Raw genomic sequence first — 12,368 nt, 5'->3', positions numbered from 1 at the left:
CGAGTGACGGAGGATAACGCGGCAGGGCTCAACCTTCCGTTAACCATGGAGCTTTAGATTTCGGTAAGCATAATCATGGCGCGTCTTGATAGTCTGGATCTGTATGTCTCGTCCCGGTGTCAGAGTGGGTTCCCGCATATGCGGATGGTACAGGTCGACTGCGCTCGGCCTGTGTCTGATTGCCCCGTGTCTGAATGCATTGACACCTGCTGTCGGGCAGACGCAGCAGGCCGAAGGCCTGCGCGGTCTCGTCTCCGAAACGGACATCACATCATCCATCCAGAGCACGGCTGAAACCGGGCTTCCCTCACCGCGTTACGAGCCGGCGACACCGAGCCCAGCCGAGCCGGCCGAGGCCGAGAACGAACGCTCAACCCGGGTGCCCTCCACCGCCGTCGCGCGCGAGCGCGCCCGCACGGCTCAGAACGACCCGACGCGGCCGGTGGAACCACCGCTGGACACGATCGTCACGCAGGGCATTCCCGAAAACGAAGAGGAAAACTCCGGTTTTGAACGGATTGAACGTGCAGAAGCGCTCAATCCACGCACCGGGGCGATCGAAGGCGACTTTCAGGCCACAGACGAAAATCCCTATGCTCCGCTGGGGCTGAGGTTCGGCACTTTCACCGTCATCCCCACGCTGGAGCAGGGACTGACCTGGACGTCCAATGCCGATTCCAGCACCAATGGCAGCGAAGCCGTTGTTTCCCAATCAACGCTCAGGCTGAACGCGGTTTCCGACTGGGCGCGGCATGCAGCGACGGTGGACGCCTATGGCATCTATCGCAAGTCGGTTTCTGGCGATGAAGTCTCGGACATCGAAGGCGGCATTGACGGCACCCTGCGCTTCGATCTGGCCCGCGATTACACGGCGCTCGCCAGCCTGGGTTATTCGATAAGCCCCGAATCCGCATCCTCCCCCGTGATCATTACCGGCGTCGACGAGCGTCCGCTGCGTCACACCATCGACGGCAGTCTCGGCCTCTCGAAGGATTTTGGAAAACTGCGCCTGAGTGCCACCGGATCGGTGTCACGCCAGCAATATGGCGACGCAACGCTGATCGATGGCAGCACGCTCTCGCAGAAAGAGCGCAACGCGACGCTTGCCACGCTGCGCCTGCGCACCGGCTATGCCATCTCGCCGGCCCTGACCCCGTTCATCGAGGGCGAGTTCGGTCGCCGGTTCTATGACGAGACGCAGGACAGCGCCGGCTATGAGCGCTCGGCAACACGCCTTGCCGCACGCGCCGGTGTCATGGTCGATATCGAGGAGAAGCTCTCCGGCGAAGCGTCCATCGGCTGGATCGCCGAGGACCTTGACGACGAGCGCCTGGACACGGTTTCGGGGCTGGCGCTCGCCGCAGCCCTCAACTGGTCGCCACAGCGCGGTACCAATGTGCGGTTCGATGGCTCCACCACCATCGAAGGCACGACGGATGCAGGCGACAGCGGGTCTATCCTGTATGCTGGGACATTGCGGCTTGAACGTCAGATTCGCGCAAACCTCACCGCCGAGGCGGCTGCCGGCCTTTCGTGGCGCGACTATATGAGCGGAGGGCACGACCTGACGATGAACGGCGAAGCCGGCATGACCTGGTGGCTCAACCGCACGCTGGGCCTGACCGGCCGCGCCCGCTATGAGAAGCGCACGAGCAGCCTTCCGGGCCGCGATTACGATGCCACGAGCGTGTTCATGGGCATCCGAATGCAGCGGTAAAACACGTTTTCGGGAATTCGCTCCAAAATTCCGGAAAAGCCGGAAAACGCCGCCATTTCAGGGCGAAACGCGGCGTTTTCCCAAAATTCTGAATCAGCTTCGGCCCGAAGCCTCGACAACCCTCAGCACATGTTCGCGCAGTTCGGGACGCTCGAGCGCGAAGGCAAGATTGGCCTCCACGAACCCCTCGGGCGAACCGCAGTCGAACGTGCGGCCGGTAAAGTGATAGCCGTGAAATGGCTGGCGCTGCATCAGCGTCAGCATCGAATCGGTGAGCTGGATTTCACCGCCCGCCCCGCGCTCCTGCTGGGCGAGAAGATCGAATATCGCCGGCTGAAGAATATAACGGCCGTTTATGTAGAAATTCGACGGCGCGTCTTCCGGCTTCGGTTTCTCAACCATCGCATTGATCTCGAAGCCTCCGGCGACATCGTCACCGCGTCCGACGATGCCGTATTTGTGAGTCTGGGAAGGTTCGCATTCTTCTACCGAGACCACATTGCCCCCGGTCTTCTCGAACACCTCCACCATCTGCGACAGACATCCCTTCGGCGCCTGCATGATCATGTCCGGCAAAAGAAGGGCAAACGGCTCATTGCCGACCAGCTCGCGCGCGCACCAGACCGCATGGCCAAGACCGAGCGGTTCCTGCTGGCGGGTAAAACTCGTCTGCCCGGGCTGCGGCTGCATACCGTGCAGGCGTTCCAGAACCTCGTTCTTGCCGCGGCGTTCCAATGTATCGTAAAGTTCCACCTGAATGTCGAAGTGATCCTCGATGACAGCCTTGTTGCGTCCCGTCACGAAGATGAAGTGCTCGATACCGGCTTCGCGTGCCTCGTCGACCACATACTGAATCACCGGTTTGTCGACGACCGTCAGCATTTCCTTGGGAATTGCCTTGGTGGCCGGAAGAAAACGTGTTCCGAGACCAGCGACAGGAAATACCGCTTTGCGAAGTTTCGTCATTAGAAATAGGCCCCCGAAAAGGTTGCTGGAAAGGGATGTGGCGACGCCATAGCAACGCCGGATTGATGTTTCCTGAATGAATGCGCGTATATCGTGACAAGTTCCCCGGAAGAATGATCACGGACAATAACAGCATGGTAAACGTTTTTCTAACCGGGACCTGCCATGGATGCGTTGGAGTACCTGTAACGGAGATCGTGATGTTGTTCCGCTCGCCCCCACGAAACCTCGTCGCGACATTGATCGCTTCTTTCGTGGTTGCCTACACCGTAACCCTTCAACCGGCCAGCGCCGATGCGGGCTTTCAGCGCTGGGTTCAGCAGTTCCGCAGCGTGGCCATTCAGAACGGGGTATCCGGTGCCACCTATGATCGCGCCTTCCGCGGCATCACCGCACCCGACCCCGAAGTGCTTGAGAAAGCACGCTATCAACCCGAATTCCGCGCCGAGCCCTGGGAGTATTTCGACAATCGTGTGCAGGAAGACGCAATTCAGCGCGGTCGCCAGCTTGCCCGCCAGTGGAAGCCGTGGCTTGATCGAATTGAAAGCCAGTTCGGCGTAAGCCGCTACGTTCTGCTCGCCATCTGGTCGATCGAATCGAACTATGGCGAAGTGCTGAAGAACGAACGCATCATGCGCAGCGTACCGCGTTCTCTCGCCACACTCGCCTATGCCGACAAGCGGCGCGCGAAGTTCGCCCGCCAGCAATTGATCGCCGCATTGAAGATTCTTCAGACCGGCGACATCGACGTCGGCCACCTCACCGGCTCTTGGGCGGGCGCGATGGGGCACACCCAGTTCATCCCCACAAGTTACCAGGCTTACGCGGTCGATATGGACGGCAATGGCCGCCGCGACATCTGGACCTCGATCCCCGACGCGCTGGCGACCGCAGCCAATCTTCTGCGCCGCAATGGATGGCGCGCAGGCGAGACCTGGGGCTACGAGACGGCTGCCCTCCCCGGCGGACGCAAGTTTCCCGGCGGCAACATGTCACTCAGCCGCTGGCAGTCGATCGGCGTGGTGCGCGCCAATGGCAAGCCATTCCCCCGCCCGAGCGACAGCGCCGAGCTGAAATTGCCGGATGGCCGGGAAGGACCGGTCTTCCTGGTGACCAAGAACTTTCAGGTCATCAAGCGCTACAACAACTCCGACAAATACGCGCTCGCGGTCGGATTGCTCGCCGATCAGATCGCAGGATATGGCGGGCTGGTGCGTGACTGGAACCGCCCGTTCGAACGGCTGAGCTATACCGAAACGGAAGAACTGCAAAAACGTCTCGGCGCGCTTGGCTATTATGACGGTCCGATCGATGGCAAGATCGGTTCAGGCTCGCGTGCCGCCATCCGCGCCTTCCAGGCACGCAGCGGCATGCAGCAGGACGGCCATCCCGGCAAGGAAGTCCTGCGCCGCCTGCGCGGAAACTGAACCGGGAGCACGGAACGCGGGGCATGAAGGCCAACCGGACCAAAAAATCTGACGGCAGCGGCAAGTGCATCGCGCTTGCCGTTATCGCCTTCAGTCTGGCCATGCCCGCGTCAACTGTCATTCCTTCCACCGCAGAAGCGCAGGAATACCGGCGTGAGCAACGGCGTGGCCTGTTCGACCTCCTTTTCGGAGGAGCACTGCGCCAGCGCCAGCCGGAACGCCCCGCAACGCGCCAGCGCTCTGCACCACGAAAGCAGCAGGGCACACAACGCCGCCGCTCGGCCACCCGCAGCGCGGCCCCGCAACCTCCACCGCCGCCTGAAGTCGAGAAGCTGGAGAATGCCCGTGTCGTGCTTGTTCTCGGCGACTTCCTGGCCGGTGGCCTCGCAGAAGGGCTGAGTTCAGCCTATGCGGAATCGCCCGGCGTCCGCGTGGTCAACCGCAGCAATGGATCGTCAGGCTTCGTGCGTGACGACTATTACGACTGGAACGGCGAGATTGCAGGCATACTGGAGGACGTGTCGCCCACTGTCGTCGTCATGATGATCGGCTCCAACGACCGCCAGCAGCTCGTCGTCGACGGCAAACGCGAAGCACCACGCTCAGAAGCCTGGCTCGTGGAATACACGCAAAGGGTCGAGACTTTTGCCGCTGCGCTGGAAGAAAAGAAAATCCCGCTCATCTGGAGCGGCCTGCCCTCGTTCAAGTCATCAAGCATGTCTTCGGACATGCTCGCCTTCAACGACATCTACAAGACCGCGGTCGAGGCGGTCGACGGTTCGTTCGTGGACATCTGGGATGGCTTCGTGGACGAAAACGGCGGTTTTATCTTCACCGGCCCCGACATGAACGGGCAGCCGGTGCGCCTGCGCGGCAGTGATGGCATCAACCTGACACGTTCAGGAAAGCGCAAGGTGGCCTTTTACGTAGAGAAGCCACTCAACAAACTGCTCGGCGAGGCCGTGTCTCCGGATATCGGCGAGCTTGGCATGGAGAGCCTCCCGGCGCTCGTGCTGCACCCCGAGAACCCCTCCCCGGTGAACCGGACCATGCCGATCTCCCTTTCCGACCCCGCGCTCGACGGCGGACTGGAACTGATGGGCGCTGTGGTAAAACCGATCGCACGTCAGGAGCGCGGTCAAAGCGACGGGGCCACGCCGGAACCTGTTGCCCAGCCCGGTCGTGCTGACAATTTCTCCCTGCGCACGAACGCAACTCCGAAAAGCGAAACGCCGCCCGGCCCCCCGGCCCAGGCGACGCCCTGATTTCAGTACGCGCTGAGACGGCTTAACGCGGCAGGACGGAACTTCCCATGAGGAACTCGTCAATCGCCCGTGCTGCCTGGCGTCCTTCGCGGATCGCCCAGACAACCAGCGATTGACCACGGCGGACATCGCCTGCCGCAAACAGCCGGTCGACTGTCGTCCTGTAATCCCGGTCATTGGCGTTGACGTTGACCGAGTTGCGGCGATCCACATCGGTTTTCAGACGATCTCCGAATTCCGACAGAACGCCCGTTTCCGCCGGGCCGGAGAAGCCGATGGCAATGAAGGCGAGGTCAGCGCGAATGACGAACTCGGTACCGGCGACCGGCTTTCTCTTCTCATCCACCTGACAGCATTTCACGCCGGTCAGAACACCGTCCTCGCCGATGAATTCGAGCGTCGCGACCTGAAACTCGCGCTCCGCACCTTCGGCCTGCGAGGATGAAGTGCGCATCTTGGTCGCCCAATAGGGCCAGACGGCGAGCTTGTCTTCCTTTTCCGGCGGGCGCGGACGAATGTCGAGCTGGGTGACACGCACCGCCCCCTGACGGAACGCCGTGCCCACGCAGTCGGACGCGGTATCACCGCCACCGACCACCACCACATGCTTGCCGCCGGCGAGGATGGGATCGGAAGCCCAGGCAACGGACTGGATGTCCTCGCCACCCACACGCCGGTTCTGCTGGACGAGATAGGGCATTGCGTCGTGCACGCCTTCGAGGTCGGCGCCGGGAATACCGGCAGGACGCGGGCGCTCCGAACCGCCGCAATACAAAACGGCATCATATTCGGAAAGAAGGTCCTCGACCGGCTTGTCGACGCCGACATTCACGCCGCAATGGAAGGTGACGCCCTCGCCCTGCATCTGCTCGACGCGGCGGTCGATATAGTGCTTCTCGATCTTGAAATCGGGAATGCCGTAGCGCATCAGACCGCCCGGCCTGCTTTCGCGCTCATAGACATGAACCTGATGACCTGCGCGGCCAAGCTGCTGGGCCGCCGCCATGCCCGCCGGCCCCGAACCGATGATGGCCACGGTCTTGCCGGTCTTGTGCTCGGGCGGATAGGGCCGCACGAAACCGGATTCATAGGCCTTGTCGGCAATGGCCTGCTCGACCGTCTTGATGGCAACGGGAATGTCTTCGAGGTTGAGCGTGCAAGCTTCCTCGCAGGGCGCGGGACAGATGCGGCCCGTCCATTCGGGGAAGTTGTTGGTGGAATGCAGGTTGCGGATCGCCTCGTCCCAGTCGCCATTGTAGACGAGGTCGTTCCAGTCCGGAATCTGGTTGTGAACCGGACAGCCTGTCGGCCCGTGGCAATAGGGGATGCCGCAATCCATGCAACGCGCGGCCTGTTTCTCGACTTCCTTGTCCGACATGGGCAGCGTGAATTCGCGGAAATGGCGAATGCGGTCGGATGCCGGCTGATACTTGTGGACCTGCCGGTCGATTTCGAGAAAACCTGTAACCTTACCCATCGAGTAAACCCCGTTATTCTATTGTAGTGCCGGAAGTCCGAGGACTTCCTCGCACCGTGCAATCCAGCGGGTGAGCGCCCTGCGCCCGTCGAGTTCAAATCCGCCCTGAGGGGCAAGCCGCGTGTAGCCGAGAAGCGCAATGTCGGCGATGGTGAGCGCATCACCGACAAAAAAGTCACGCGTCTTCAGAGCATTATCCATAAAATCGAGCGCGGCCTCGCCCCGCTCGACCTTGTCAGGATCACGCGTCTCCACCGGCTCCCTGCGGTAGACCACATGAAAACGCGCGCCTGCCACATTGGGCTCGTGGAAATTCTGCTCCCAGAACATCCACTGGTCCATTTCCGCCGCGGCGAACGCGTCATCGGGCAGGAGCGCGCTGCCCCGCGCCAGATAGCGCATGATCGCGCCGGACTGCCCGAGTGTGCGACCATCATCAAACCGCACCACCGGCACCTGCCCGAAGGGCGACATGGCGAGGAAGGCCCCGGTGCGGCTCTCGCCCGCCATGATGTCAAGCTCGTGCCAGCGATAGGCGAGCCCGAGATGATCCGCCGTGTATTTGACCTTCAGGCAATTGCCCGAATTCTGATCGCCGAAAATGTCCATCGCATTTTCTCCCAAGGACGGCGGCTATTCCGCCGCCAGCCCCAGTTTCATGCGTTCCATCTCCTCAAGCGCACGGCGGTACTCAACCGGCATTACCTTGCGGAATTTGGGCCGATAGTCCGCCCAGTTGTCCAGAATGGTGCGCGCCCGCTCAGAGCCCGTATAGTGGAGATGGTTGGAAATGAGCTGCGCCAGACGCTCCTCATCGTGCCGGGTCATGTCGCCGGATACGTCGACGCGCCCCTTATGCATGAGGTCGCCGCCGTGGTGGTGCAGCTTTTCAAGGATGTCGTCTTCCTCCGGCACCGGATCGAGCTCGACCATGGCCATGTTGCAGCGCTCGGCAAAATCGCCGGCCTCGTCCAGCACATAGGCGACGCCGCCCGACATGCCGGCTGCGAAGTTGCGGCCCGTCTGGCCGAGCACGACGACAACGCCGCCGGTCATGTATTCACAGCCATGATCGCCAACGCCTTCGACCACCGCAACGGCACCCGAATTACGAACCGCAAAACGCTCGCCCGCAACGCCCCGGAAGTAGCACTCACCCTCGGTGGCACCGTAAAGCACGGTGTTGCCGACAATGATGGACTCTTCCGCGACAATCTTCGAATCGTCCGTCGGACGAATGACGATACGCCCACCCGACAGACCCTTGCCCACATAGTCGTTCGCATCGCCATGCAATGTGAAGGTGACGCCGCGCGCCAGGAAGGCACCGAAGGACTGACCGGCCGTGCCCGTGAGGCGCACATCGATCGTGTTGTCCTTCAGGCCCTTGTGGCCGTAGCGCTTTGCCACCGCCCCCGACAGCATCGCGCCGGCGGACCGGTCGGTGTTGCAGATCGGAAAGTCGAGCGACACCTTTTCGCGGCTTTCAAGCGCGGGCTTTGCCGCCGCGATCAGCTTGCGATCGAGAATGTCGTCGATCGGATGGACCTGCCGTTCCGTCCAGCGCAAGGCTTCGCGCGGGGCGTCGGGCTTGTAGAAGATTTTCGTGAAATCGAGGCCACGCGCCTTCCAGTGCGCGATCATCGCGTTTTTCTCGAGAAGATCCGACTGGCCGATGATGTCGTCGAGCTTCGTATAGCCCATATCGGCGAGATACTGGCGCACCTCTTCCGCGACATAGAAGAAGTAGTTGATGACGTGCTCGGGCGTGCCCTTGAAGCGCTTGCGCAGCACCGGATCCTGCGTGGCGACGCCGACGGGGCAGGTGTTGAGGTGGCACTTGCGCATCATGATGCAGCCGGCGGCAATGAGCGGCGCAGTGGAGAAGCCATATTCGTCGGCACCGAGCAGCGCGCCGATGATGACGTCGCGGCCGGTCTTCAGCCCGCCGTCGACCTGAAGCGCGACGCGCGAGCGCAGACCGTTCAGCACCAGTGTCTGGTGGGTTTCGGCAAGACCCATCTCCCACGGGCTGCCGGCATGCTTGATGGAGGTGAGCGGCGAAGCGCCCGTGCCGCCATCATAGCCGGAGATGGTGATGTGATCGGCGCGTGCCTTGGCGACGCCAGCCGCAACCGTGCCCACGCCGACCTCGGAGACGAGCTTGACGGAAACGTCGGCCTCCGGATTGACGTTTTTCAGGTCATAGATGAGCTGCGCCAGATCCTCGATGGAATAGATGTCGTGGTGCGGCGGCGGCGAAATGAGGCCGACGCCCGGCGTGGAATGGCGCACCTTGGCGATGGTGGCGTCGACCTTGTGGCCGGGAAGCTGACCGCCCTCGCCGGGCTTCGCGCCCTGCGCCACCTTGATCTGCATCATGTCGGAATTGACGAGATATTCGGTGGTGACGCCGAAGCGACCACTGGCGATCTGCTTGATGGCCGAGCGTTCGGGGTTCACCGAACCGTCGGGCATGGGCATGTAGCGGTCCGGCTCCTCGCCGCCCTCGCCCGTGTTCGACTTGCCGCCCAGCGCATTCATGGCGCGCGCCAGCGTGGTGTGCGCCTCGCGGCTGATGGAGCCGAAGGACATGGCGCCGGTGGAGAAGCGCTTGACGATTTCGGAAGCCGGCTCGACCTCGTCGAGCGAAACAGGCTTGCGGCCGGCATCCCTGGCCGTCTTGACCGAGAAGAGGCCGCGAATGGACTTGGCGTCTGCCGCCTCGCCATCGACCATCTTTGCGAAATCGCGATAGGTCTCGAAGGACTTGCCGCGCACGGCATGCTGGAGGGAGGCGACGGCATCGGGCGACCAGATGTGGGCTTCGCCGCGCATGCGGTAATTGTATTCGCCGCCCACTTCGAGTGCGTTCTTCAGCACCGGGTCGGAGCCGAAGGCCGAAGCGTGGCGACCTGCCGTTTCGGCAGCGATCTCCTCCAGCCCGACACCTTCAATCGTGGTGGCGGTGTTGGTGAAATACTGCTCGATGAAATCGCTTTCGAGACCGACGGCATCAAAAATCTGCGCACCGCAATAGGACTGATAGGTGGAGATGCCCATCTTGGACATGACCTTCAGAATGCCCTTGCCGATGGCCTTGATGTAGCGCTGCACGACCTCCTGCGGGTCCACCTCGGGCGGGAACTCGCCGGCCTTGTGCATGGCAAGCAGCGTGTCGAAGGCGAGATAGGGGTTGATCGCCTCGGCGCCATAGCCGGCAAGACAGCAGAAATGGTGCACCTCGCGCGGCTCGCCGGATTCGACCACGAGGCCGACGGCGGTGCGCAGCCCCTTGCGGATCAGGTGATGATGAACGGCGGCGGTGGCAAGCAGCATCGGGATGGCGATGCGGTCCGGGCCGATCTGACGGTCGGACAGGATGATGATGTTGTAACCGCCGGCAACGGCAGCCTCGGCGCGGTCGCACACGCGCTCCAGCGCGCCGCGCATGCCGGCAGCCCCCTCGCCGGACGCATAGGTGACGTCGATGGTCTTGGTGTCGAACCGGTCCTCGGTGTGGCCGATGGAACGGATCTTTTCCAGATCCCCATTGGTGAGGATGGGCTGGCGCACCTCAAGCCGCTTGCGGCGCGAGGAGCCGACCAGATCGAAAATATTGGGCCGCGGGCCGATGAAGGAGACGAGGCTCATCACCAGTTCTTCGCGGATCGGATCGATCGGCGGGTTGGTGACCTGCGCAAAGTTCTGCTTGAAATAGGTGTAGAGCAGCTTGGGTTTGTCGGACATGGCCGAGATCGGCGTGTCGGTGCCCATGGAGCCGATGCCCTCCTGGCCGGTCGTGGCCATGGGCGCCATCAGCATCTTCGTGTCTTCCTGCGTGTAGCCGAAGGCCTGCTGCAGATCGAGCGGGGAGACATCCTTGCGCAGGGCGCGCGGCTCCACCGGCTTCAGATCCTCAAGGATGAGCTGGGTGTTGTCGAGCCACTTCTGGAAGGGGTGCTTCGTGGCAATCTTCGCCTTCACCTCTTCATCGGAGATGATGCGGCCTTCTTCCATGTCGATCAGGAGCATGCGGCCGGGCTGGAGACGCCATTTGCTGACGATCTTCTCCTCCGGCACCACCAACGCACCGGCTTCAGACGCCATGATAACGCGATCGTCGTCGGTGACGATGTAGCGCGCCGGACGCAGGCCGTTGCGGTCGAGCGTTGCGCCGATCTGGATGCCATCGGTAAAGGCCACGGCAGCCGGGCCATCCCACGGCTCCATCAGCGCCGCGTGGTATTCGTAGAACGCCTTGCGCTCGTCGCTCATCAGACGGTTGCCGGCCCAGGCTTCCGGGATCAGCATCATCATGGAATGGACGAGCGAATAACCGCCCTGGAACAGGAATTCGAGCGCGTTGTCGAAGCAGGCCGTGTCGGACTGGCCCTCATAGGAAATCGGCCAGAGCTTGGAAATGTCGTTGCCGAAGAGCTCCGAATCCACCGAAGCCTGACGCGCCGCCATCCAGTTGACGTTGCCGCGCACGGTGTTGATCTCGCCATTGTGGGCGACCATGCGATAGGGGTGCGCCAGCTCCCAGGAGGGGAAGGTGTTGGTGGAGAAGCGCTGGTGCACGAGAGCCAGCGCCGTCTCGAAACGCGGATCCTTCAGGTCTTTATAATAGGCGCCGAGCTGATAGGCGAGGAACATGCCCTTGTAGACGATGGTGCGCGCCGACAGCGAGACGGTGTAGAAACCATGCGTGCCGCCTTCCAGCTCTTCGCGCACACGGCCCGAAATCACTTTACGCAGGATGTAGAGCCGCCGCTCGAAATCCTCTTCATTCTGGATACTCGCCCCGCGCGCGATGAAAATCTGCCGGTGGACCGGCTCGGAAGCAACGATTTCGGGCGCCTTGGACAGGCAGGAATTGTCGACCGGCACATCACGGAAACCGATCAGCTCCTGGCCTTCCGAGCGCACCACGTCGGCGATGATCGTATCGATCTTCTCGCGCAGCACGCCATCGCGCGGCATGAAGAAATGACCGACGCCATAGTGGCCGGGCTCGGGAAGCTCGACGCCGCGTTCGGCCCATTCTTCACGATAGAAACGGTCGGGGATCTGCATCAGCATTCCCGCACCGTCGCCCACGAGCGGATCAGCCCCCACGGCACCGCGATGGGTGAGGTTTTCGAGCATGGCAAGCCCGTCCTGGACGATGCTGTGCGAACGTTTGCCCTTCATATGCGCGACAAAGCCGACACCGCAGGCGTCATGCTCATTGCGCGGATCGTAAAGGCCCTGCGCGGCCGGCAGGCCGGGCACGATTGTCTTCGCTGTGCGTTTGACGGTGGCCGTTCCGGCCTCGGCGGCAGGTTCGAACCTGGTCGAAACAGATGGCGTCATTTCCGTCATCGCAATTCCTCACTATTGTTGCCCAGAGCCTCTCCTCACTGGGCGGTCGTTCAGTCGCCGGGCTGCCCTTGCGGCCATCCGGGGTGTATGCACGGCATTTCCATTTAGAAGCCGGAGGAACGCTACCGGTTCGCTCCGGCGCATTTTCT

General features: G+C 62.2%; 7 protein-coding genes. 3 read left to right on the top strand and 4 right to left on the bottom strand.

Translation table 11 applies throughout. The annotated features are described in order from the left end of the window. Positions 1–199: 199 nt before the first annotated feature. Entirely contained in the window at positions 200–1,717 is a 1,518-nt protein-coding gene (locus AC07E3_RS16420) for an outer membrane beta-barrel protein (protein ID WP_336069228.1), read from the top strand. A 93-nt stretch (positions 1,718–1,810) separates the two neighbouring features. Here the strand turns inward: AC07E3_RS16420 and galU are convergent, their stop codons facing one another. Next, positions 1,811–2,683, bottom strand: a complete 873-nt coding sequence (gene galU, locus AC07E3_RS16415) for a UTP--glucose-1-phosphate uridylyltransferase GalU (protein ID WP_065815777.1) — start codon at positions 2,681–2,683, stop codon at positions 1,811–1,813. Positions 2,684–2,883: 200 nt separating this feature from the next. On the opposite strand from galU, the gene AC07E3_RS16410 reads away from it, so the two are divergent. Then, positions 2,884–4,110, top strand: a complete 1,227-nt coding sequence (locus AC07E3_RS16410; RefSeq protein WP_336069226.1) for a lytic murein transglycosylase — start codon at positions 2,884–2,886, stop codon at positions 4,108–4,110. A 23-nt stretch (positions 4,111–4,133) separates the two neighbouring features. Next, on the top strand, positions 4,134–5,375 hold the full coding sequence (locus AC07E3_RS16405) for an SGNH/GDSL hydrolase family protein (RefSeq protein WP_478363378.1): 1,242 nt from the start codon (positions 4,134–4,136) through the stop codon (positions 5,373–5,375). Between the two features lie 22 nt (positions 5,376–5,397). Here the strand turns inward: AC07E3_RS16405 and AC07E3_RS16400 are convergent, their stop codons facing one another. The 3 genes from AC07E3_RS16400 to gltB are packed head-to-tail and all read right to left on the bottom strand — an operon-like array spanning position 5,398 to position 12,219. Beyond that, positions 5,398–6,852, bottom strand: coding sequence for a glutamate synthase subunit beta (locus tag AC07E3_RS16400; protein ID WP_478363376.1), 1,455 nt, complete (start codon positions 6,850–6,852; stop codon positions 5,398–5,400). A gap of 18 nt (positions 6,853–6,870) precedes the next feature. Beyond that, entirely contained in the window at positions 6,871–7,461 is a 591-nt protein-coding gene (locus AC07E3_RS16395) for a glutathione S-transferase family protein (protein ID WP_336069220.1), read from the bottom strand. A 24-nt stretch (positions 7,462–7,485) separates the two neighbouring features. Beyond that, on the bottom strand, positions 7,486–12,219 hold the full coding sequence (gene gltB / locus AC07E3_RS16390; RefSeq protein ID WP_478363374.1) for a glutamate synthase large subunit: 4,734 nt from the start codon (positions 12,217–12,219) through the stop codon (positions 7,486–7,488). Between the last annotated feature and the right edge of the window lie 149 nt (positions 12,220–12,368).

This window comes from Nitratireductor lacus (assembly GCF_056431025.1).
This window is presented reverse-complemented; position numbering and strand designations above follow the sequence as displayed.

Excerpts from the sequence above, each read along its gene's own strand:
- galU (WP_065815777.1), bottom strand. The coding sequence starts at position 2,683 with ATGACGAAACTTCGCAAAGCGGTATTTCCTGTCGCTGGTCTCGGAACA.
- AC07E3_RS16410 (WP_336069226.1), top strand. The coding sequence starts at position 2,884 with ATGTTGTTCCGCTCGCCCCCACGAAACCTCGTCGCGACATTGATCGCT.
- AC07E3_RS16405 (WP_478363378.1), top strand. The coding sequence starts at position 4,134 with ATGAAGGCCAACCGGACCAAAAAATCTGACGGCAGCGGCAAGTGCATC.
- AC07E3_RS16400 (WP_478363376.1), bottom strand. The coding sequence starts at position 6,852 with ATGGGTAAGGTTACAGGTTTTCTCGAAATCGACCGGCAGGTCCACAAG.
- AC07E3_RS16395 (WP_336069220.1), bottom strand. The coding sequence starts at position 7,461 with ATGGACATTTTCGGCGATCAGAATTCGGGCAATTGCCTGAAGGTCAAA.
- gltB (WP_478363374.1), bottom strand. The coding sequence starts at position 12,219 with ATGACGGAAATGACGCCATCTGTTTCGACCAGGTTCGAACCTGCCGCC.